We start from the raw sequence: 22,630 nt of genomic DNA on the forward strand, positions 1-22,630 counted from the left end.
ACGTCTTATATTTATTTTTCTGTAATTGTACGGCAAGTATATCCTAAACCTATACCGCCAGAACCTAAATGCGCTGCGATTACCGGCCCAAATTCAGAAAAAATAATATTATAATCTGGATGCGCCGCTTTTAAATCTTCGTAAAGCCATTTTGAATCTTCTTTTTTATCTCCACCAATAATAAATAGTGTAAATTCTTCAAGTCCATTAACTTGGTCCAATACTTTTTGTTCTAACGCCTTTAAAGCACGCTTTTTGGTACGTACTTTCTCTTCTGGTAAAATTTTACCATCTTCGAATTTTAGTACAGGCTTCATTTTTAACATTGTACCAATCCATGCTTGAGCACCCGTGATACGTCCACTTTTTTGTAAATTTTTTAAATCATCTACCATTAAAACTGCTCCAGTTTGCTCACGCATATTTTCTAAATCAGCAATAATAGCTTCAGGTTTATAATCTAGCTTAATTAATTCTATTGCTCTTAATACATAAGCACCTTCAACCATTGCAGCTAATTTGGAATCAAACGTATGCACCTTAATACCTTCAACCATTTCAGCGGCTTGTGTTGCAGTTTGATAACTACCACTAATTCCTGATGACATCATTACAGCAACAACATCAGTATACCCTTCTTCACGCAAGGCTTCATACAATTCTAAATAGACACCTATCGCAGGTTGACTCGTTGTTGGTATCGTTTTAGATGTTTTCATTCGTTCATAAAATTCAGGTGCAAAAATAGTTTCGTTTTCAATAAAATTATCACCATTATCAAAAGTTACACTTAACGGAGCTACTTTAATATTATATTTATCAATCATTGATTGAGATAGATAGCTTGTGGAATCTGTCAAGACAGCAATCTTCATCATAATCCTCCTCAATTATACTCACATTTATCATACCGTAATTTCTAACAAAAGAAAATTCCTTTATGTAATTATAATTGTTGTTTGTATTATAGTATAATAGAAAGTAACACATTTAGCTTTTGTAATTCTACTACCTTTATAGCATTCTAGTGGTATAAAGATTAGAATTTCCAAATTTAGAGCGTCAAAAATAGAGGTGGAATCATACATGGAAGAACCAATTATTACGATAAAAGCTGAACATCAAATCGAAAATGTTATAAATAAATCTAGATTTATAGCCCATATTAAACCAGTAGCGGATGAAGACGAAGCAAAGTCATTCATAGCTGAGGTTAAACAAGAACATAAAGAGGCAACTCATAATTGTTCAGCTTATACGATAGGTAATCAAATGAATATCCAAAAAGCAAATGATGATGGTGAACCAAGTGGTACGGCTGGTGTTCCTATGTTGGATATACTTAAAAAATTAGAGACTCATAATGTCTGTGTCGTAGTAACACGTTATTTTGGAGGTATCAAATTAGGTGGAGGCGGACTGATTCGTGCATATAGTGGCGCAGTACGAGATGTAATTTATGATATCGGCCGCGTAGCGCTAAAAGAGGCAGTCCCTGTTACAGTTGCGATTAATTATGATTTAACTGGTAAATTTGAATATGAACTAGCTTCTACTTCATTTCTGTTACGTGATACGCAATATACTGATAAAGTAAGTTATAGCATTGACGTTGTTGCCACAGAATATGACGCATTTTTAGCATTCTTAAATCGCACGACTGCTGGCAAATTCGATTTAATCGAAGGTGAGGTTAAACACCTACCATTTGATATAACCACATAACTAAAAAATTCTGAGATTAAATCATTAACTTGGGCTACGTAATCTAAACTAAGTAAGAATACATAGGTCGAGCAATCATTTAGTCTCAGAACTCTTTTTATTATGCTATTTTTCGTTGTGATCTTTCTTTTCAATCAGTTTCAATATCGGTCTATAGTCATCATCAATTAAGCCAGTAAATTCCACAATTAGTTCAATCGTAACAACTATTAAGATTAACATCATTACAACGCCCCATGGTTGTGATAAATACAAAATAATACTGGATAAACTAAATAATAGTGCGATGGAATAAATTAAGGTTACAGTTTGTCTATGTGAATAACCTAGTTCTAGCAGTTTGTGATGTAGGTGCGACTTATCTGCTTGCATAATATGTTGACCTTTTTTCACACGACGTATCATTGCAAATAGCGTATCGATAAACGGTACCGCTAAAATAACAATTGGGAAGAATAACGAAACGAATGTAATATTTTTAAACCCAAGTAATGATAAAAAGCCAACAATAAAGCCAATTAAAAGTGCACCACTGTCACCTAAAAATATTTTAGCAGGGTGAAAATTAAAGCATAAAAAGCCTAATAAAGCACCTATCAGGACGCTACATATCATAATAATTAACACATTCGCTTGAAGTATAGCTATAAAACCGATTGTTGCTAATGCTATGGCAGATACGCCTGATGCTAAACCGTCCAAACCATCTATTAAATTAATTGCATTTGTAATAGCTACAATCCAAATTACAGTAATAGGAATACCTAAAACACCAAAATGAATTGTAGGACCTATGGGTAGCGATATAAAATCAATAGTTATACCATAATAAACAACGACTAATGCTGCAATAATTTGACCAAGTAATTTAATTACGGGTTTCAAGTCATAAATATCATCGACTAATCCAACAAGATACATTATTACAGCGCCAATCACTAGAGGCTTAACTTCAGTTTCAATTGGGTGACCCAACCATATGCCAAGTAAAAACGAAAACAATATGACAGTACCACCTAACACAGAAACAGGTTTCGTGTGCACTTTTCTGAAGTTTGGTTTATCAACAATCCCCATTTTATGTGAAATTTTGATTATTATTGGTGTAAGTATTAAACTGACTATCATTGAAAAAATGATTAATAATAATGTATACATCAGTTCACCTTCATTAATTTAATTCTAAATGTTGTAATTTCACTCTGAATCCAACATCTGTATGTCCTATTTATAACAGTTGTATAATGCTTATTACTGTATAATAATTTAATATACATAACAAGTGTATACATTTAATTTACGTTTAATATTTACTTTAGTAATCATACCTTAAAACTATTTAAGATTACAAATCGAAATAAGTATAATATTAACAAAACCTTTTTATCAGATTTCTCGAATGTTTATTCATTTTATTATAATATCATTCGCTAGTTCATTTTAACATTAAAAAACGGGTTTTTTGTGAATTTGTATAGAAATGATGATGACAAATTGTAAGTTTTCACTTACAATGACAAAGTGTTATTTTAAAGGAGCGTTTAATAAAATGTTTGAAGCAATAATATATAATATTTCTGTTACTGTAGCCGGTATCTATTTATTTCACCGTTTACAATACTCAGAAAATAGAATCATGATATTTTCCAAAGCTTACGTTACAGTATTAATGACAATTGTTGCTTTATTACTGTCTGCCTACCCTATCCCATTATTTGATGCATATATCATTGAATTAACGTTTATACCGTTACTCTTCATAGGTAGGTATACCAACTTAATATATACTGTACTAGCTGCAATTATTGTTTCCTTAGTAAGCATTTTTATATTTGACCACTCTATTATAAATGGGGTTATCTTACTTGTAATTGCAATTATTGTCAGTATGATCGGCCCATTTTTAAAACAAAGCGACATTGTTTCTATCCAGATATTAAACACAATTAGTCTAATCATTTATGCAATGTTAGCACTTATAAGCCCATATGTCGATTGGATGGAAGTCTTATTCTTAATTCCTATATCCTTTGTATTAACTATTACTTCATCAGTTACCTTTGTTGATATTTGGCATTTCTTTTCGTTAGTTAACCGCTATGAAAATGAAGACAGTATCGATTATCTAACCGGACTTGGAAACGTAAAAGAATTTGATCGTCATCTGAATAAAGTTTCACGTGAAGCGGAGCAACATCAAGAAAGCTTGGGACTGTTACTTATTGATATTGATGGGTTTAAAGATGTGAATGACCAATACTCTCATCAAGCTGGCGATGCAGTGTTAAGACAAATGTCACAGTTACTTATTAATTACGTTCCAACACATTTCAATATTTACCGCAATGGTGGCGAAGAATTTTCAATCGTACTGAGAGATTATAGTTTAGATCAATGCGTTAAGTTAAGTGAAGCTATACGCAATGGTGTAGAGCAATCATCATTCCACTTGCCAAATAAAGAAGTAATAAAATTATCTGTATCTATTGGTGTTGGTTTCTTAACACAAGATGATTATAAGTCACAACGTAAAGTCTTTAAAGATGCAGATGACATGTTGCATGTAGCTAAACAAGAAGGCCGAAATCAAGTTATGTTCAACCCAATCATTAAACTTTAATTATTTAATGTATAAACAATCCGTAATTATAAAATTTACGGATTGTTTTTATATATTGTCAAATATAATATTAAATCTATATGACTAACCACATTAACTATTGAAAGTTGTACAAAGAGACTGTAAACTTTCAATTGTTCAACACATTATTTGGAGGTGGCGACAATGTCTGACTCAATCACAATTATTGATGAAAATAAAGTGATTGATTTAGTACTCATTGCAGGTAGAATTTTACTTGAAAGTGGTGCTGAAACATATCGTGTTGAAGATACAATGAATCGTATGGCAGCAAGTTATGGCCTAGATGATACATATAGTTTTGTAACTTCAACAGCAATTATCTTTTCTTTAAACGATCGTACCAATACTCGCTTAATACGTATTCGAGAACGTACGACAGATTTAGAAAAAATTGCTTTAACTAATAGTTTATCTCGAAAAATTTCGAATAATGAACTTACAATAGATGAAGCCAAAGAGGAATTGTTTCAACTACACCACGCCTCGTTACAATACTCATTTGTAACACAATTTATTGCTGCGATGGTTGCCTGTGGTTTTTTCTTATTCATGTTCGGTGGCGTTGCACATGACTTTATCTTTGCAGTTTTAGCAGGAGCCGGCGCCTTTTTAACTTTTGATTTTGTCCAACGTTTTATACAAATCAAGTTCTTTTCAGAATTTATTAGTGCTGCAGTGGTAATAAGTATTGCAGCTATTAGTACTAAACTCGGATTAGCAATCAATCAGGATACTATAACTATTGCCGGTGTTATGCCTTTAGTACCTGGTATATTAATCACCAACGCAATACGTGATTTACTTGCTGGTGAATTGCTTGCAGGTATGTCACGTGGTGTCGAAGCAGCAATTACAGCTTTCGCCATCGGAGCTGGTGTTGCTATAGTCTTACTTTTATTTTAGGAGGTGACAGTCATGATATTGCTATATTACTTAGCACAATTTGCTATTAGTTTTATTGCTACCACACTATTTTCTATTATTTTCAATGCACCTCGACGTCTCCTATTTGCCTGTGGTTTTGTAGGTGCGATGGGCTGGACAATTTATAAATTTACAGTAGATATGGATTTAGGTAAAGTTATGGCTGCATTTCTTGGTAGCCTCATCTTAGGTATTATGAGTCACACTATGAGTCGTCACTATAAACGACCGGTTATTATCTTTATCGTTCCAGGTATTATCCCTTTGGTCCCCGGAGGTCTTGCGTATGAAGCAACACGCCTACTCGTTACCAATCAATATACACATGCTGTAAATACCTTTTTAGAAGTTACTTTAATATCAGGAGCTATCGCTTTTGGAATTTTATGTGCTGAAATATCGTATTTTCTCTATACGCGTATTAAACAATATTATGGTAAAATGAAAGGCAAAACATATAAGAAATCTTATGATATAAACAACAGAGCTTAAGGGGTGTTTTACATGAAATCACAAATTATTGAACGATTAACGCGATATGTCACAATAGACACACAGTCAGACCCAGAGTCCACAACAACACCGTCAACAGCAAAACAATGGGACTTATTGCGCGTGCTGGAAAGCGAATTACAAGCGTTTGGCTTAACTACAGATGTAGATGACAATGGTTACTTATTTGCAACACTCGACAGCAATGTTTCATATGAGTTACCTACTGTCGGTTTCTTAGCACATGTCGATACGTCACCAGATTTCAATGCCACAAATGTTAATCCTCAAATTATCCAAGAATATGATAGTACACCGATTAAATTGGGAGATACAAATCGGGTATTAAGCCAAGAAACCTTCCCTGCTATGAAAAATGTTGAAGGTCATACATTAATGATTACTGACGGTACATCGTTATTAGGTGCAGATGACAAAGCTGGCGTAGTAGAAATTATGGAAGCACTCAAGTATTTAATTGACCATCCAGAGATTAAACATGGCCCTATTCGTGTAGGATTTACGCCGGACGAAGAAATTGGCCGTGGCCCACACAAATTTGATGTCGATCGTTTTAATGCGGCATTTGCTTTTACTATGGACGGTAGCGAATTAGGAGAATTACAATATGAAAGCTTTAATGCAGCTGAAGCGATTGTCACTGCATACGGCGTTAATGTCCACCCTGGTTCAGCTAAAAATGCGATGATTAATGCACTGTCTCTTGGACACCAATATCATTCGCTATTACCGCAAAATGAAGTGCCAGAACGCACAGAGGGTTATGAAGGCTTTTATCATTTAATGCAATTTAATGGTGATGTTGAAAAAGCATCTTTACATTATATTATTCGTGACCATGATAGTAAAAATTTCGATGTGCGAAAAAAACATATGATTGAACTTAAAGAGACGATTAATGACCATTATGAAGATGATCCGATTACGGTCACTATTAATGATCAATATTATAATATGGGCGAGCAAATAAACCAAAATCCACATGTAATAGAGATCGCTAAACGTGCTTTTAACAACTTAGACATAGTACCAAATACAGACCCTATTCGAGGCGGCACAGACGGATCTCAACTATCCTTCAAAGGTTTACCTACGCCAAATATTTTTACAGGTTGTGCAAATTTCCATGGACCTTTCGAATACGCTTCAATTGATGTTATGGAACAAGCTGTACATGTAGTCGTTAATATCGCTCAAGAAGTCGTTAACTATTATGAAGAAAATTAATAACTAACATAAAAATCGCCAATGCCGAGGTTCTTAGAACACTGACATTGGCGATTGCTTTATATAAATTTAATCAAATGCTCGCTGTAATAGTTTAAGCGCTTGGACAGTATAATGTCTAATTTGAATGCCCATTTTAAAGTCAGTAAAGCTTTCTGGCATTTCAATAAATGTGTTAAACATAGCGGTAACACCTAAGGATTCAAATTGGTCAAATTTATCACTTGTAGCACAAATAGCAATTGCTGGTTTATCATATTTTGTGCTTAATTCAGCTATACGTATCGTAGTTGTTTCTAAAATTTGATCCTCTTCATTTACCCCTTCACCAAAGATGATTAAATCTGCTTGTTGAATTAATGATTCCAAATGGGTTATTTGATCGACAAGTTCATGACTAGTTAAAATTTCTGCTTGATATAATTGATGTAGGACTGCGGCTATGCCACCCCCAGCACCTCCACGTTCAATGAGTCCTAAAGATTGTTGAACTTCATTTTTCACAATTTCACTAAAATACCAAATGAGGTTATCAATCTCCACCGCTTCTGTATATGTCACTTGTTTATTTTTATAAATTTGCATAATTTCACTATGCTTACCATAAAGTTTACTATCAAAATCTGACATCAATTGTAATCGCACTTCTTGTAAACGCGGATGCAAGCCTTTGAAATCAACAGTTCGTATAAATTTTAATACACGACTTCCTTGTCTTGTATCAACTTCTTCACCTTCATCATCATAAAACTTAGCTCCTAAAGCTTGTAGCATACCTGCACCGCCGTCGAAACTATCAATACCACCTAATGATATGACTAGATGTTCTGCTTGGTTTTCTAATGCATCGTACATTACTTCTCCCAAACCATAACTTGAGCAATGCGTGATATCACCTTCACCTTTTAAAAACAAATTTCCTTCGATGACGGTCATATTACTTTCTGTAATACCATATATTGCTTCAACTGGATTCATTACCGCATCATGTGCCATCACTTTATATTTAGTACCTGACTGCCATAAAAATACCGAATCCATCAACTCATGGCGACCATTAAATAACGGCACTTGAACTATGTCTGCGGATTGTATTTTACTTGCGACAGCTTCTTCAACATATCTATTAGCTTGATAACTAGAGATTATTCCATTAAATTCATCCATAGCAACTAATACTTTCATTTCTTGTCACCTCATAAATTAATACTCATTTAAATATGCAGTATGATTATTATTACCTTCAAACATTCCCAAAACATCTTACATTCCACAATCATACATGTATCGCAATATTTAAGCGTTTAGATTTTATGTAGCATTCTACATTAACATTCATTGTTACATTATACATGGCTTACAGAAATATTTCACATTAAAAGGGCGCTTGTTATCGACAAATCTTTTTGTGTACATAACCAGCGCCCTGTTATCTATTTAATTGTTATTCTTCTGCTGTCGCTAATGATGAAACATTAATATCATTATGACTTGCATTCCATATTGCTTTACCGTCCACAAAATAAAATGCTTGTGGTGATTCATGTTTTATATTAGTTTTGTCTTCAATATAATCGGATAGTTTGCGTTCTTGTTGAACTACTAAATAATAACCATCCATGTCCCTCTCATATAAAAATTTGTTGAATTGATCATATGCATTTGCCGAAATTGGACATGTTTCACTATGTTTAAATACAAATACATATTTATTTTCATTTAAAACTTGTTCAAACTGGTCAATCGAACTCAGCTTTATAGCCATTCTATTCACCTCTAAAAGTATTTAACACACACCCTAGTTAATTTCTAGGTGTAAGCGACTCGATAATATTCTTATCAATGGTTCCCATTATACACAAATAACTTTTTATTGTTAACCACTTATTCGAAAATTGTTTTATTAATCTTGGGGAATTATTTAATTGCACCCTACTCAACTTCTTTAAGCTCTTGCTCAAATGGTTTTTCGTATTGTTCTAAATCCTTCCCATTTTTAGGTAATTTGTTATAGTCAATTTTGTCGAGTTTCTCACCTATAGTAATCGTTTCTTTTCGTGTTTCATAATAATTTTGCAAACTATAATACATTTCTATAGTATTTTTACGTGCTGCATTCACATTACTATCGCTAATTGTTGTTTGATTTAAATCTTTAATTTGACTTTCTATCAAAGGCATAATGTCATTTTCAATTTGTGCTTTAGCTTCTTTATCATTATTTGTATCAACATTTTTTTGAGCTGTTGCTTTCAGCTCACGACTATTTGATTCCAATTTTTTAGTGAGAATATGTACCTCAGTAGTACTTCCAGCAGCGGAGGCATTATCCATATTTTTTTCTACTTTAGAACGATTTTTTTCAAATAACCTTGTATAATCTAAAATATCTTCATTTGCTTTAATAGATTGATTACATAGACTAACAAAAGTTTGTAACTCTTTTAACGCATTTATTTGTTGTTCAACCGTTTTACGATATGATTTTTTTAATGATTTTGCCTGTTCAGATGAAGCTTTGATATTTTTAATAGAATCTTCATAAGCAGTCATTTTCGGCACAAGTTTATTATTAATATCATTTTGTAGTTGATTAATTTCACGTTTATTTTTATCAGTTGTTTCTTTATTACTTAACTCATCTAATTGTTCAATGTTCAGTTCATCAACCGTTGTTTTTAATGCATGGCCTTTATTTTGTGATAGCTTTAAGGTTGATTCAAAATCTTTAATGCTTGAATCTTCTTTATTGCCACATGCCGCTAAGGAAAAAACAATGCAGCATAATAATACAAGATATAATATTTTTTTCATTTCTGCACTCCTTATCATAACGTATTATACATAAAGATATTTATATTGAAAATGATATATGATATATTAATTCAGACTTTTTAAATCACAATTATTTTAAGGAGCATAGATGTAGTATGTACAGTACAGTCCAACCCTTTATTATTTCCGATAGTGAAGCAACTTATCACCAATGTTATAATCATATTGCACGTACACTGAAACAACTATTAGACACCCCAGTAAAAACGACTTATCACATTGGTGGTACACGTCATTTCAACTATCAAACAGAACCAATATTAGATATTCTCGTAGGTGTTAATAATTTGCATGATATTACTGCTTTAGATGAAAAACGTTTAAATTATGAAAATTTTTATCGCCTTCATCATCATTATAAGAAAAAAGTAGTCATGGCCCAATTCAATAATTTAATTGATTTAAAACAACAGACTAGACTACACATTATCCAAAGAGATAGCGACCTATACAATCAATACTTAGCTATGGATGATGCACTCGAACATAATCAATATATTATCCAACAGTTTGAGCAACAGAAATTAGAATTAACTCAAACAACTCATACCATTCGAGATTATGAAAATGGTAAACAACAAATATTTGCACACTTATATCAACAATTATAAATATACCTATACTAATACAATGCTATGCGCTATTATAAATCATTGTATATTTGTATTAGACTATTTAGCAAATTATGGAAATACTTGATATAATAAAAAATGAATTCAAGAAGAAAGGATGTACTACACTTGCATAAAGAAGACATCTTAAAAGCGTTAGAAGCAATTGTTCCATCAAATATTATCAAAGTGGATGAACCTCTTAAACGTTATACTTACACTGAAACTGGCGGACAAGCTGACTATTATCTATCACCGACAAAATATGAACACGTTCAAGCTATTGTAAAATTTGCCAATCACCATGAAATTCCGATTACTTATTTAGGCAATGGCTCTAATATAATTATCCGTGAAGGTGGTATTAGAGGTATCGTCATTAGTTTATTATCACTCGATCATATTGAAGTTTCCGACAACGTCATTATTACTGGTAGCGGTGCTGCAATCATCGATGTCTCACGTAAAGCTAGAGATTATGCCTTGACTGGCTTAGAATTTGCTTGTGGCATTCCCGGCTCAATTGGTGGCGCTGTTTTTATGAACGCTGGCGCTTATGGTGGCGAAGTCAAAGATTGTATCGACTATGCCCTATGTGTTAACGAACAAGGTGACTTAATCCAATTAACTAACCAAGAATTAGAATTAGATTACCGAAATAGTATTGTTCAGAAACAACATTTAGTAGTTCTCGAAGCTTCATTTTCATTAACGCCTGGTAATCAGCACGAAATCCAAACTAAAATGGATGATTTAACAGAACGTCGTGAAACTAAGCAACCTTTAGAGTACCCTTCTTGTGGTAGTGTTTTCCAAAGACCACCAGGTCACTTTGCTGGTAAATTAATCCAAGATAGTGAGTTACAAGGCCATCGTATTGGCGGTGTAGAAGTCTCTACAAAGCATGCTGGTTTTATGGTAAATGTTGATAACGGAACAGCAACAGATTATGAAGATCTAATACACTATGTCCAACAAGTAGTAAAAGACAAATTTGAAATTGATTTACATCCTGAAGTTCGCATTATCGGAGAGTATCCTTCAAAACAATAGGAGTATTTAATATGACTAAACTATACGGTTCACTCGTTGACGACGAATCACGTTGTACGCATTACCAAACAACATTAGACATTATTGCCATCAAGTTTAAATGTTGCAATAAATACTATCCGTGCTTCAAATGTCACAATGAACATGAATCTCATAATATTCAACGATGGTCAACAGATCAGTTTAATGAGCGGGCTATACTTTGTGGTGTCTGTCACCACGAGTTGACTATTAACGAATATATGATGACCGAAACTTGTCCTTCTTGTGATGCACATTTTAATAATAGATGTAAATTTCATTATCATCACTATTTTTCAGTTTAATTAATTTAACGAATTGAGATATAAATAACTTTAGTTAAATAAAAGCGTCAATTTCTATTTTATTCAAATAGAAATTGACGTTTTCTTTGTTTATATAGACCTTTGTAGTTTATTTGAATCATTGATAACATTTTAGTCACGTGCTAGCCAACTGGGAGTAGTATATGAATGAACGTTTATAATATTGAACCATAACTATAAAATTCATTTAGTCTCTATTAAACAACGGCTTATTCACTTTTCCACTTTTAGTTCTATCAGTCAATGGCACTTTACCTTCAATCGAAATTAAAAAAACGAATGCCTTATGAACGTTTCAACGCCATAAGTCATTCGGTTTAGTTTAATCATTAATTATTGAACCCCCACGGTAGAGTAATTAATTTTTATCTATAGCTTTTTCTACTTCTTCAATTTGTTTTACAGAAGTTGTTGTTGAACCACTAGCAAAATACCACAATTTAGGGTCTAATTCATAAACTTTGTCATTTTTAACTGCATCGACATCTTTAATGACATCATTACCTAGTGCTTTTTTCGCTGTTGATTTACCACCAATAGCTTGTCCTCTATCCATGGCAAAAATCATATCAGGGTTTTTCTCTACAAGATATTCATTTGTAATGTTTTGACCATGTTGACTATTTTTAATACTTTCATCGACTGGTTTAAAGCCCATAGTATTAAAGATCATTGAACCGAAACGTTCATTAGCACCAAAAGTTGATAATTCTCCTTCATTCACTAACAAGAATGCTGCTGTTTGATCTTTGAATTCTTTTGTTTTATCTTTAATGCTTGCAACTTTATCATCGAATTCTTTGTTCAATTCTTTGGCTTTATCTTCTTTTTCGTATATTTTACCTAAGATTTCAGTGTTTTTCTTCATTGATTTTGCTGAATTTTCTTCATCAGCACCTATGTAAACTACTTTTGCATCTGGAGCTGCTTTTTCAAGTTCATCTAGAATTTTTTGATTAGCTGTTCTACCAGAAATAAAGACTACTTCAGGTTTTGCTGCTGCAACTTTATCAAAATTAACTTCTTTCAAACTTCCAGTATTAAGATATTTTTTATCTTTAAAATCACTTAAGAAATCAGGTAATGATTCTCCATCTTCACCTTTTGGTACAGCTTTAACTTTATCTTTTAGTCCTAGTTCTTTCATAGTATCTAATGCACCGTAATCAAAGACTACAGCATTTTTCGGATTTACTGGCACTTTCACTGTATCATTTACTTTTTCTGCATCACTACCATCGCGTTCTTCACCACTTGCTTCATAACTATTTTTAACAGTTACTGTTTTATCTGATGATTTATCATCAGACTTACTGTCCGAACTCTTTTGATCTTCTGAATTACTACAAGCTACTAATAAAAACATTAAACCTACTAAGATTACTAAAGCGATTTTTTTCATGTTACTTAAATCCTCCTATTAAATAATTATTCCTTCCTTTTATACACCAAAAAAACTTTGTTGCTTTAATGGTTACATCACTCCCTTCAAAGAATTAAAAACTGTTACAAGGCCATTTCATATTCTTTCACTGTTGTCAGTTCATCGAAATAGATACAAATACGTTGACCTCTAATATTTTCTATACTCAAGTCCATATCATATAATGTGCTTAACACTTCTTCTTGAATAACTTCATCTTTTGTACCAGCTTTGACTAACTCACCATCTTTTAAGGCAATAATATCGTCGGAATAACATGAAGCAAAGTTAATATCATGAATGACAACTACTATCGTTTTATTTAAATCACGTGTTAAACGACGTAACGTCTGCATAATTTGAACAGAGTGATTCATATCTAAATTGTTTAATGGTTCATCTAATAAGATATATTCTGTATCTTGTGCAATGGTCATAGCAACATATGCGCGTTGACGTTGACCTCCAGAAAGTGTTTTTATTGATTGATGTCGTATATCTTGTAATTTCAATAAATCTAAGGCATATTCTACTTGATCTTTATCTTCTTGTTTTAAATGCCCTTTCGAATAAGGAAAACGCCCAAAATTAACAAGTTGTTCTACCGTTATATTCAATTCTGTATGATTCGTTTGTTTTAAAATGGACAGTTTTTTTGCTAAATCGTTACTTTTATAACTATGAATATCACGACCTTCAATAGCAATATCGCCACCATCATGTTCAATCATACGTGTTATTGCCGATAACAATGTACTTTTCCCTGCCCCATTGGGTCCAATCATAGTTGTTAAACGTCCTGGTTGTATATCTACAGAAATATCGCTTAGTATTTGTTTATCTTGAATTGTTTTATTAACGTTATGTACACTAATCAATTTGCATTTCTCCTTTTAATTAGTAAGTAAATAAAGTAACTTCCACCTACTAAATCAATGATAATACTCACTTGCGTCGTTGCTTCAAATAAATTTTCGACTATGCCTTGTGCTAAAAATAAACTAATCCAACTTAAACAAATCGTTGCCGGTAAAATATACTTGTGTTCATAAGTTTTCATAATCTCATGTGCTAAGTTCACAGTTAATAACCCTAAGAATGTTATCGGACCAACTAATGCTGTAGACACGGATACTAATACAGCTACTAAAATCATAAGGATACGTGTCATCGTTTCATAAGAAACACCTAAATTAATGGCTTGGGATCTACCTAACAGTAAAACATCTAAATACGGTATCAACATCACAACAATAATAATTAAAATGATTAATAAAATACCACTTACTGTTACTAGTTTTTCATTAGAAGCATCAAAGTTAGCAAACATTGAACTTTGGACTGCTAAAAAGTCTTCTGGATTAATAATCAATTCTAAAAAGCTAGTAATACTTCTAAAGAAAGTTCCTAATATTACACCAATGAGCAAAATAAAATATACCGAAACATTGCCAATTCGAAATACACCTTGAAATAGCAATAATGAAAATATAATCATAACAATTAATGTAATAAAGAAGTTCACATATAAATTTGTCACTAAGAAAGATTGCACACCAAATGCAAAAACTAGCAATACTTTGATAAATAGATAAACTGCATCTAACCCCATAATTGATGGTGTTAATAATCTATTAGTAGTCACTGCTTGAAAGACTACGACTGACGCGCCAATGGCAGCACCTACAATCAACATTAAAACTAATTTTCGTAATTTACTCGACAATTGATATCGAAATATTTCGAAATCAATGCCTGCAACTAGATATAATGCACCAATTAGTACTGTCACACCAAGCATAATCATTATTTTTTTATTCGCACTAATTTGCATAATGATGTCTTCCTTTCATAAGTAGAGTTAAAAAGATAATTGTGCCAAAGACCCCTATCGTTAAACCAATATTAATTTCATAAGGATACACAATTAATCTACCAATGATATCTGAAAACATGACAAATATAGCGCCTAACATTGCTGTATGTGGTAAAGCATTTTTTAAATGATCACCACGAAAGATAGAGATAATATTAGGTACGATTAAACCTAAGAACGGTAATGTGCCTACAGTTACAACTACTAAAGCTGTAATTGTAGCTGAAATGAATAGTCCTAGATTGATAATTCTGTCATAATTGACACCTAGATTATTGCTAAAATCTTTGCCCATGCCTGCAATAGTAAAATGGTTAGCAAATATATATGTAAGTATTAACAAAGGTATACTTAAGTATAAAATTTCATAGCGTCCACTTGTAATAATGGCAAAGTTGCCTGTTAACCAGTTGCCTATGCTCTGTACGGTGTTCGTTTTCAAGGCAATAAATGTAGCAAAACTGGATACAATTCCACCTAACATAATCCCTAATAACGGAATAAAAATTACATCTTTAAAGCGAATCAGTTGGACTAATTTAACAAATAAAAATGTACCTCCTACACTTAGAAGCACTGCAAATGCCAATTTAATCATAATATTTTCTTGTGGGAACCAAATAAGTGAGATTAAGATACCTAATTTGGCCCAGTCCATTGTTCCCGCTGTTGTGGGACTTACAAACTTATTTTGCATCATTTGTTGCATAATAAGTCCAGATAATGCCAGTGTACTTCCTGAGATGATAATGCTGACTGTCCTAGGTATTCTACTAGAGATGATGATATTACGTTGTTCTTGCGTTAAATGAAAAATATCAGTAATGGAAACTTTACTAACACCAACAAACAATGACAATATTGTTAGTAATATCAACATAATCGCTAAGCTCATACCATTTAGTAAAAATTTCATATCATGGTACCTCTTCCCCCAAAATCTAATGATAATTGCAATCAATGATGTTGATAATCATTATCATATGTATATTTAAAATTTTATCATCTTTATCAATAATTTCAATAGCTTATAACATAATTTTAGAGTAGATGTATTTTTTACAGTATTTACAAAGTACCTGTATCTGGAAATTGTCACTAATTTTTTTAAATAATTTCTTTATATCGCTCAATAATATCGATAAAGGGAGTGGGACAGAAATCTGATTTTGAAAAAATGATTTCGTCCTCCCACCCCGGCAAGGATGACTAGCGTTGAAACAAGCTTGGTTTGAAGCGCATTTTCAATGCAGTCAGCTACTGCCCATATGAAAAAAGTTTCGAATAAATCATGAAGTGGGACAGAAATCTGATTTTGAAAAAATGATTTCGTCGTCCCACCCCGGCAAGGATGACTAGCGTTGAAACAAGCTTGGTTTGAAGCGCATTTTCAATGCAGTCAGCTACTGCCCATATGAAAAAAGATTTCGAATAAATCATGAAGTGGGACAGAAATCTGATTTTGAAAAAATGATTTCGTCGTCCCACCCCGGCAAGGATGACTAGCGTTGAAAAAGCTTGGTTTAAAGCGCATTTCCAATGTAGTCAGCTACTACCAATATGAAAAGAGGTTGGGACAAATCAATATTGTCCCAACCTCTTTATATTTTTAGTATAAGTTTGGCGTCTTTAACATAAATGAACGCTCAAATAGTTTAATTAATTAGACCTATTAATCTTCAAAAATAAAATCTTCATCTCGTAGCGCTTCAACGTTAAGTGCCAATGTATAGCCATCACCTTTTACAGAGAAAAAGTCATGATTTTTCGTTGATGTATCTAGTGCATTTTCAATGATTGGATTGAACTCACGTTCTTCAAAATATGGTTCAAATCCTAAGTTAGACAATGCTTTATTGCCGTTATATCTGACATAGTTTAAAACATCTTCACTGATACCGACTTCATCATATAAAGAATGCGTATAAGCTACTTCATTTTTATATAATTCATCTAACAATTTATACATTTCTAAATCTGCTTGTTGCTTTTCACTTTCTGACAACTCATTACGTAAACTTTGCGCATCCATACCAGTGAACACACCATGAATAGATTCATCTAATAAAATTTTACGAATGATTTCTCCAGAAGTTGTCATTCTACCTTGTCCTGCTAAATAAAGTGGGAAATAGAAACCAGAATAAAATAGAAATGTTTCTAAAAACACACTAGCTACACGTGCCATATATTGATCATAGATAGAAGCTTCTTTACCCCATAATTTATGATAAGTACTCACAATTTTTTCAGATTTAAATTTTAAATGGGGTTCTTCAATCACCCATTGGTCTAGTAAATAGTTTGTTTCACTAGATGGTAGCAATGTTGTAAAGATGTGTGAATAACTTTTAGCATGAATTTGCTCCATCATGCCCATAAATGAATACACTGCTTTTTTACGTAAATCAGTCGTATGTAACATAATCAAAGGCATACCATCATCCGCTTGATGTGTATCTAGCCCAGTTAAACCAGCTAAAGCTTTCTTAAAGGCTTCTTTTTCTGCTTCTGATAAAGTTTTCCAACTCGCTATATCTTTTGATACTTTAAATTCCGTTTCTACCCACATTTGTGAAATATTTTGTCGCCAAAACATGTTCGTCATATCTTCTTGTGTATTCCAATTGACTGCTTTCATGTATTTGATGCTCCAATCCAGTGTATATTTTTAATTTATGCAATGAGATGCAGAGGTCAGTACTAGACCAACCTCTGCTATATCACACAGACTTATCGTTTAACGATTAAATTGCACAGCTCGTACATTCTTCGACACTTAATAACTTATTACGTGTATAATATAGTGATTTTAATCCTTTATGATGTGCATATACATATAATCTAGATAACTCACGTGTAGAGATCTCTGAGTTAACATAAAGAATTGTCGAAATACCTTGGTCAACGTGAGTTTGAATTGTAGAAATTAAATCAATCAATTTCATTTGGTCTGTATTAAATGCTGATTTGTAATACCACATAGTTTCTGGTGATAAGAAAGGCATTGGATAAAACGTTTCAGCATTGCCGTACGTACGACGTTCGATTTGATCAACAATTGGCATTACTGAGCTAGTTGCATTTTGAACGTATGAAATGCTTTGTGTTGGTGCAATCGCAAGACGATAAGCATGGAATAGACCGTGTGTTTCAACTTGTTGTTGTAAAGCTTTCCAGTCTTCTGCTGTTGGAATAGTTAAATCTGCAAATAACTTACGAACTTTTTCGTATTGTGGCTCAAATGTTTGAGAAGTATAAAACTCAAAATATTTACCATTTGCATAATCTGACTGTTCAAAGTCTTTATAAGTTTCCCCACGTTCTTTAGCAATTTCCATTGAGCGTTCAATAGAATAATAATTCATCATCATAAAGAATATATTTGCAAAATCTTTAGCTTCTTCAGATTCATAACCAATTTTGTTTTTAGCTAAATAGCCGTGTAGGTTCATAACACCTAAGCCAACTGAATGTAGCTCACTATTTGCTTTTTTAACGCCTGGTGCGTTTTGAATATCCGCTTCATCACTAACTACAGTTAAAGCATCCATACCTGTATGCACTGAATCTTTAAATTTACCTGATTCCATTACGTTCACAATATTTAAGGAACCTAAATTACAAGAGATGTCACGTTTGATGTCATCTTCTGTACCGTAATCATTAATAATAGATGTTTCTTGTAATTGGAAAATTTCAGTACATAGGTTACTCATTTTGATTTGACCAATATCAGAGTTAGCATGTACTTTATTAGCATTATCTTTAAACATTAAATACGGATAACCAGATTGTAATTGTGTTTGTGCAATCATATTTAACATTTCACGCGCATCTTTTTTCTTTTTATCGACATTAGGGTTCGCTACTAAATCGTCGTAATATTCATCTAAGTTAATGTCATCTAATGTCACACCGTATTCATTGTAAATTGTGTGTGGTGCAAACATATAAAAGTCTTTACCTTCTTTAGCCAAGTCAAAGAACTTAGAAGGTACGATTAAACCAGTTGAAATTGTTGATAAACGTAAGTCTTCATCAGCGTTAACTTTTTTCGTATCCAAGAATTCTTCAACATCATAGTGGAAAATATTTAAATATACAGCACCTGCGCCTGGACGTTGTCCAAGTTGGTCTGCGTAACCAAATCCACCTTCTAATGATTTAGCAACTGGTAAGACACCTTTAGCTACACCTTTAATACCTTTGATTGCTTCACCACGTGCACGTAGTTTAGATAAGTTGATAGCCACACCACCACCAATTTTACTTAATTGTTTAGCTGTGGAATCAATGAAATTAATTGAATTCAAACTATCATCTACTTCTAATAAAAAACATGATACTAACTCACCACGACGCGCACGACCAGCATTTAAGAAAGTTGGAGTCGCTGGTTGATAGCGTTGTTCAATCATCGCTGAAATAAATTGTTTTGCTGTAGCTTTATGACCATTAGCTAAATATAAAGCCACAATTGCTACGTGCTGATTATAATCTTCTAAATACTGTGATTTGTCATTGGTCTTCAAGGCATAATCCTTATAGAACTTACTTGCTGACATGTAACTTGCAAAAGTAAAATTGATACTTTTAGCAAATTCAGTAATTTCGATTAAATCTGCTTCTGAATATTTTGCAAAGACGTCAAAATAAAAATCATTATCTACAAGATAATGTAAACGTTCAAGCTCTGTATCAAAATATATTGTTTTGTCGTGAATTTCTTCTAAATAAACGGCTAAAGCCTCTTGATCCTTTTCTAAATTGAAAAAACCATTATCTTTACGTTTTGTAACTTCATTATTTAATTCAATGTGATTGTATTTCTTCTCGTCCATAGTCTTCATAGAATTGCCCCACCTTATCTTTAAATTCGGTCACATCATTAGATGTACCTTGTACTTCAAACTTCATCAAAAGCGGTACCTGGAAACGTTCTGCAATAGAACGGCCTGCTTTCGCAAAATTTTGTCCCCAGTTGCGGTTGCCACTTGCAGCAACTGCTTTTAATAAATCACTATTTGTGTCTAAAAATGATTGTACTGGTTGAGGCACTTCCCCAAAACCAATCGTCCCAGTGACCAATATATACGGTTCGTTTATGCGTTCAGAACAATTTAACTGTGTTAATTCCATTGTATTTTCAAGTTCTGCTTTTTTGATAAAGCGTCTCACATTACCTGAAAATGAAAAATACACGACCTTCATTGGACCACCTACTTTCTAAAATCATTGCTAAGCTGTAATTCAATTATAAATGTTCGCTTGCTTCTATCCATAGGTAAGCACAACATATAGTGTTTGTTAGTAGCTATCGCACTGTATGTAAATCAACATTTAAATAGTAATAATGCTTAATTTGTCATGTTTTCACCATATGTCTGGGTGTTAAATTACTTAATTGTGGTGCTTTTATATATGCGATATACAAACCAAAAACACAACATATTGTGTTTGTCTGTAATTCTTAATACTATATTATGTGTTTAATTATACATAATAAATTGTCACTTTTAAAGGGCAATGCTTTTGTAAAATTTCACCGAACTACTAACAAATGGCACCATTCCAAGTTTAAATTGCCTTTTTTCTGAGAAAAGATTTTTTTATTAAATTTTAAGGCTTTTTAATTGCTTTTTCGAAACAATGTTAATCTCTTGATACTGTGCGTTTTCTCATACCTCGTCGCTCAATAATAAAATTAATGAATTTCACGCAGATTAAATCACAACATAATTTATTTTCAGATTTACCCTCAAAAACAAGAACATGTGTTCGATTAAAGGATAATACATTCTTTGATTAAACGCAACTACTTATGTACATTATCATTAAAATTGTGCTAATATGAATACGTTAAAATTTTGCAAATGAGGCGATATAATTGAATCCCAAAGTAAAAGGTATTATAGCGATATTAATTTCCGCTATAGGCTTCAGTTTTATGTCAGTCTTCTTTCGTTTAGCTGGAGATTTACCAGTCTTTCAAAAATCTCTTGCTCGAAACTTAGCATCATTATTTATTCCGTTATTTTTTATTTATAAATACAAACAACCACTTTTTGGCAAATTAAGCAGTCAACCTTTATTAATTATCCGTTCTACTTTAGGACTAATCGGTGTCTTGCTTAATATTTATGCCATCGATCATATGCTGTTAAGTGATGCAGATACATTAATGAAGTTAAACCCTTTTTGGACGATATTACTTAGTTTAATATTCTTACACGAAAAAGTACGAAGATATCAAGTCATTGCTATGATTGTGGCAATTGTTGGTATGTTATTTGTAGTAAAACCTGAATTTTCTTCTGCAATGATCCCTGCACTAGGTGGTTTATTCTCTGGCATATTTGCAGCCAGTGCTTACACGTGTGTACGTGCATTAAGTAGTAGAGAAGCACCCTATACGATTGTATTTTATTTTTCACTCTTCTCTGTTGTTGCCTTAATACCTTTCACACTGTTTACCTATGAGCCTATGTCTTGGTTACAAGTATTGTACCTTATCGGTGCAGGTTTAGCTGCTGCAGTTGGTCAAATTGGTATAACACTAGCTTATAGTTATGCCCCTGCCAAAGATATATCTATTTTCACATATGCATCAATCATCTTTACTGCCTTTTTCGGCTTCGTATTATTCGGAGAATCACCTGATATGTACGCTACTCTAGGTTATGTCATAATTATTGCAGCAAGTTATTATATGTTTGAAAAAGCAAGACGACAACCAATAGAAGCAACGCAAGAAAATCAATCACAAACGACGAAATAAATGTTATACAAAGGAGACATTTTTATGACTGAAGGACGCAAATCTGATGAATTACAAGATATTACCTTATTAGGTAACCAAAATAATAAGTATGACTTTGATTACAGACCAGACGTATTAGAATCATTTGACAATAAACACCCTGGACGTGACTATTTTGTTAAATTTAATTGTCCGGAATTCACGTCACTTTGCCCTATTACAGGACAGCCTGATTTTGCGACGATCTATATTTCTTATATACCTAACATTAAAATGGTAGAATCAAAATCTCTAAAATTATATTTATTTAGCTTTAGAAATCATGGAGATTTCCATGAGGATTGTATGAATATTATAATGAATGATTTAATTGATTTAATGGACCCACATTATATTGAAGTATGGGGCAAATTCACTCCACGTGGAGGTATTTCCATCGACCCATATACGAACTACGGTCGACCTGATACTAAATATGCAACAATGGCAGAACATCGCCTAATGAATCATGACCTTTATCCAGAAAAAATAGATAATCGTTAAACTAACCCGAAAGCGACTGGGACATGAATCCCATTCTCAAAATAAGAGGACTAATCCTTAATTTGGATTAGTCCTCTTTATTTTTAACTGTGCGTGCTTTCCGTGGGCACTGACTCAGCCTGTAGTCTTCGGCTAATGCTTTTCCC

At 32.8% G+C, this 22,630-nt stretch carries 22 protein-coding genes; 10 read left to right on the forward strand and 12 right to left on the reverse strand.

All coding sequences use genetic code 11. The features are described 5' to 3' along the window. Positions 1–11 precede the first annotated feature (11 nt). Positions 12–875: a fatty acid kinase binding subunit FakB1 gene (fakB1, locus tag MUA37_RS10315; RefSeq protein ID WP_002509848.1), complete on the reverse strand. Its 864-nt coding sequence runs from the start codon at positions 873–875 to the stop codon at positions 12–14. 211 nt (positions 876–1,086) lie between these two features. On the opposite strand from fakB1, the gene MUA37_RS10320 reads away from it, so the two are divergent. Further along, entirely contained in the window at positions 1,087–1,725 is a 639-nt protein-coding gene (locus tag MUA37_RS10320; RefSeq protein WP_002509849.1) for a YigZ family protein, read from the forward strand. A gap of 105 nt (positions 1,726–1,830) precedes the next feature. On the opposite strand, the gene MUA37_RS10325 is transcribed toward MUA37_RS10320, so the two are convergent. Continuing rightward, the gene (locus MUA37_RS10325) at positions 1,831–2,883 is read right to left on the reverse strand and encodes a glycosyltransferase family 4 protein (RefSeq protein ID WP_002509850.1); all 1,053 of its coding nucleotides are present in this window, start codon (positions 2,881–2,883) and stop codon (positions 1,831–1,833) included. Positions 2,884–3,274: 391 nt separating this feature from the next. Between MUA37_RS10325 and gdpS the strand changes: the two genes are divergently transcribed. The 4 genes from gdpS (at position 3,275) to pepT (ending at position 7,033) form a co-directional block, all read left to right on the forward strand. Beyond that, a complete protein-coding gene (gene gdpS, locus MUA37_RS10330) occupies positions 3,275–4,345 on the forward strand; it encodes a GGDEF domain-containing protein GdpS (RefSeq protein WP_002509851.1) in 1,071 nt (356 codons plus the stop codon). Between the two features lie 165 nt (positions 4,346–4,510). Then, entirely contained in the window at positions 4,511–5,272 is a 762-nt protein-coding gene (locus MUA37_RS10335; RefSeq protein WP_002509852.1) for a threonine/serine exporter family protein, read from the forward strand. Between the two features lie 18 nt (positions 5,273–5,290). Beyond that, complete coding sequence (locus MUA37_RS10340; protein ID WP_002509853.1) at positions 5,291–5,785, forward strand: threonine/serine exporter family protein; 495 nt, start codon at positions 5,291–5,293, stop codon at positions 5,783–5,785. Positions 5,786–5,797: 12 nt separating this feature from the next. Then, on the forward strand, positions 5,798–7,033 hold the full coding sequence (pepT, locus tag MUA37_RS10345; RefSeq protein ID WP_262624573.1) for a peptidase T: 1,236 nt from the start codon (positions 5,798–5,800) through the stop codon (positions 7,031–7,033). Between the two features lie 69 nt (positions 7,034–7,102). Here the strand turns inward: pepT and MUA37_RS10350 are convergent, their stop codons facing one another. The 3 genes from MUA37_RS10350 to MUA37_RS10360 all read right to left on the reverse strand — a co-directional run bounded on the left by MUA37_RS10350 (position 7,103) and on the right by MUA37_RS10360 (position 9,847). Then, a complete protein-coding gene (locus MUA37_RS10350) occupies positions 7,103–8,218 on the reverse strand; it encodes a glycerate kinase (protein WP_021459139.1) in 1,116 nt (371 codons plus the stop codon). A 259-nt stretch (positions 8,219–8,477) separates the two neighbouring features. Then, positions 8,478–8,798 (reverse strand): bacillithiol system redox-active protein YtxJ, encoded by a 321-nt coding sequence (gene ytxJ, locus MUA37_RS10355; protein ID WP_002509856.1) that lies wholly within the window; start codon positions 8,796–8,798, stop codon positions 8,478–8,480. Positions 8,799–8,965: 167 nt separating this feature from the next. Continuing rightward, positions 8,966–9,847 (reverse strand): EMYY motif lipoprotein, encoded by an 882-nt coding sequence (locus MUA37_RS10360; RefSeq protein ID WP_103388065.1) that lies wholly within the window; start codon positions 9,845–9,847, stop codon positions 8,966–8,968. A gap of 116 nt (positions 9,848–9,963) precedes the next feature. Here MUA37_RS10360 and MUA37_RS10365 point away from each other — a divergent pair, with 116 nt between their 5' ends. The 3 genes from MUA37_RS10365 (at position 9,964) to MUA37_RS10375 (ending at position 11,858) form a co-directional block, all read left to right on the forward strand. After that, a complete protein-coding gene (locus MUA37_RS10365; protein ID WP_002509858.1) occupies positions 9,964–10,479 on the forward strand; it encodes a GrpB family protein in 516 nt (171 codons plus the stop codon). Between the two features lie 99 nt (positions 10,480–10,578). After that, the gene (murB, locus tag MUA37_RS10370) at positions 10,579–11,532 is read left to right on the forward strand and encodes a UDP-N-acetylmuramate dehydrogenase (RefSeq protein ID WP_369946239.1); all 954 of its coding nucleotides are present in this window, start codon (positions 10,579–10,581) and stop codon (positions 11,530–11,532) included. 11 nt (positions 11,533–11,543) lie between these two features. Beyond that, entirely contained in the window at positions 11,544–11,858 is a 315-nt protein-coding gene (locus MUA37_RS10375) for a CHY zinc finger protein (RefSeq protein WP_262624574.1), read from the forward strand. A gap of 379 nt (positions 11,859–12,237) precedes the next feature. Here MUA37_RS10375 and MUA37_RS10380 read toward each other — a convergent pair whose 3' ends face one another. The 7 genes from MUA37_RS10380 to nrdI form a co-directional block, all read right to left on the reverse strand. After that, on the reverse strand, positions 12,238–13,281 hold the full coding sequence (locus MUA37_RS10380) for a ferrated catecholamine ABC transporter substrate-binding lipoprotein SstD (RefSeq protein WP_002509862.1): 1,044 nt from the start codon (positions 13,279–13,281) through the stop codon (positions 12,238–12,240). A 104-nt stretch (positions 13,282–13,385) separates the two neighbouring features. Next, entirely contained in the window at positions 13,386–14,180 is a 795-nt protein-coding gene (locus tag MUA37_RS10385; RefSeq protein ID WP_021459141.1) for an iron ABC transporter ATP-binding protein, read from the reverse strand. Further along, complete coding sequence (locus MUA37_RS10390) at positions 14,177–15,136, reverse strand: iron chelate uptake ABC transporter family permease subunit (protein ID WP_002509863.1); 960 nt, start codon at positions 15,134–15,136, stop codon at positions 14,177–14,179. The genes MUA37_RS10385 and MUA37_RS10390 overlap by 4 nt, the downstream gene beginning before the upstream one ends. Next, entirely contained in the window at positions 15,126–16,094 is a 969-nt protein-coding gene (locus tag MUA37_RS10395; RefSeq protein WP_002509864.1) for an ABC transporter permease, read from the reverse strand. Before MUA37_RS10395 ends, MUA37_RS10390 begins: the two co-directional genes overlap by 11 nt. A gap of 756 nt (positions 16,095–16,850) precedes the next feature. After that, entirely contained in the window at positions 16,851–17,819 is a 969-nt protein-coding gene (nrdF, locus tag MUA37_RS10400) for a class 1b ribonucleoside-diphosphate reductase subunit beta (RefSeq protein WP_002508883.1), read from the reverse strand. Positions 17,820–17,925: 106 nt separating this feature from the next. Then, positions 17,926–20,031 (reverse strand): class 1b ribonucleoside-diphosphate reductase subunit alpha, encoded by a 2,106-nt coding sequence (nrdE, locus tag MUA37_RS10405; RefSeq protein WP_002508884.1) that lies wholly within the window; start codon positions 20,029–20,031, stop codon positions 17,926–17,928. Then, on the reverse strand, positions 19,994–20,392 hold the full coding sequence (gene nrdI, locus MUA37_RS10410) for a class Ib ribonucleoside-diphosphate reductase assembly flavoprotein NrdI (protein WP_002508885.1): 399 nt from the start codon (positions 20,390–20,392) through the stop codon (positions 19,994–19,996). Before nrdI ends, nrdE begins: the two co-directional genes overlap by 38 nt. A gap of 676 nt (positions 20,393–21,068) precedes the next feature. On the opposite strand from nrdI, the gene MUA37_RS10415 reads away from it, so the two are divergent. Together MUA37_RS10415 and queF are read left to right on the forward strand one after the other, a co-directional pair. Beyond that, the gene (locus tag MUA37_RS10415) at positions 21,069–21,959 is read left to right on the forward strand and encodes a DMT family transporter (RefSeq protein ID WP_262624575.1); all 891 of its coding nucleotides are present in this window, start codon (positions 21,069–21,071) and stop codon (positions 21,957–21,959) included. A gap of 24 nt (positions 21,960–21,983) precedes the next feature. Beyond that, a complete protein-coding gene (queF, locus tag MUA37_RS10420; protein WP_002508887.1) occupies positions 21,984–22,484 on the forward strand; it encodes a preQ(1) synthase in 501 nt (166 codons plus the stop codon). The last annotated feature ends 146 nt before the right edge of the window (positions 22,485–22,630 follow it).

Source organism: Staphylococcus arlettae (assembly GCF_025560845.1).
Lineage (GTDB): Bacteria > Bacillota > Bacilli > Staphylococcales > Staphylococcaceae > Staphylococcus > Staphylococcus arlettae.

What these genes read in the sequence shown, in the direction of transcription:
- ytxJ (WP_002509856.1), bottom strand. Translation starts at nt 8,798, where the DNA reads ATGGCTATAAAGCTGAGTTCGATTGACCAGTTTGAACAAGTTTTAAAT.
- MUA37_RS10365 (WP_002509858.1), top strand. Translation starts at nt 9,964, where the DNA reads ATGTACAGTACAGTCCAACCCTTTATTATTTCCGATAGTGAAGCAACT.
- MUA37_RS10395 (WP_002509864.1), bottom strand. Translation starts at nt 16,094, where the DNA reads ATGAAATTTTTACTAAATGGTATGAGCTTAGCGATTATGTTGATATTA.
- fakB1 (WP_002509848.1), bottom strand. Translation starts at nt 875, where the DNA reads ATGAAGATTGCTGTCTTGACAGATTCCACAAGCTATCTATCTCAATCA.
- nrdF (WP_002508883.1), bottom strand. Translation starts at nt 17,819, where the DNA reads ATGAAAGCAGTCAATTGGAATACACAAGAAGATATGACGAACATGTTT.
- MUA37_RS10335 (WP_002509852.1), top strand. Translation starts at nt 4,511, where the DNA reads ATGTCTGACTCAATCACAATTATTGATGAAAATAAAGTGATTGATTTA.
- MUA37_RS10390 (WP_002509863.1), bottom strand. Translation starts at nt 15,136, where the DNA reads ATGCAAATTAGTGCGAATAAAAAAATAATGATTATGCTTGGTGTGACA.
- murB (WP_369946239.1), top strand. Translation starts at nt 10,579, where the DNA reads ATGAATTCAAGAAGAAAGGATGTACTACACTTGCATAAAGAAGACATC.
- gdpS (WP_002509851.1), top strand. Translation starts at nt 3,275, where the DNA reads ATGTTTGAAGCAATAATATATAATATTTCTGTTACTGTAGCCGGTATC.
- MUA37_RS10380 (WP_002509862.1), bottom strand. Translation starts at nt 13,281, where the DNA reads ATGAAAAAAATCGCTTTAGTAATCTTAGTAGGTTTAATGTTTTTATTA.
- MUA37_RS10375 (WP_262624574.1), top strand. Translation starts at nt 11,544, where the DNA reads ATGACTAAACTATACGGTTCACTCGTTGACGACGAATCACGTTGTACG.
- MUA37_RS10320 (WP_002509849.1), top strand. Translation starts at nt 1,087, where the DNA reads ATGGAAGAACCAATTATTACGATAAAAGCTGAACATCAAATCGAAAAT.
- MUA37_RS10360 (WP_103388065.1), bottom strand. Translation starts at nt 9,847, where the DNA reads ATGAAAAAAATATTATATCTTGTATTATTATGCTGCATTGTTTTTTCC.
- nrdE (WP_002508884.1), bottom strand. Translation starts at nt 20,031, where the DNA reads ATGAAGACTATGGACGAGAAGAAATACAATCACATTGAATTAAATAAT.
- queF (WP_002508887.1), top strand. Translation starts at nt 21,984, where the DNA reads ATGACTGAAGGACGCAAATCTGATGAATTACAAGATATTACCTTATTA.
- MUA37_RS10325 (WP_002509850.1), bottom strand. Translation starts at nt 2,883, where the DNA reads ATGTATACATTATTATTAATCATTTTTTCAATGATAGTCAGTTTAATA.
- MUA37_RS10350 (WP_021459139.1), bottom strand. Translation starts at nt 8,218, where the DNA reads ATGAAAGTATTAGTTGCTATGGATGAATTTAATGGAATAATCTCTAGT.
- pepT (WP_262624573.1), top strand. Translation starts at nt 5,798, where the DNA reads ATGAAATCACAAATTATTGAACGATTAACGCGATATGTCACAATAGAC.
- nrdI (WP_002508885.1), bottom strand. Translation starts at nt 20,392, where the DNA reads ATGAAGGTCGTGTATTTTTCATTTTCAGGTAATGTGAGACGCTTTATC.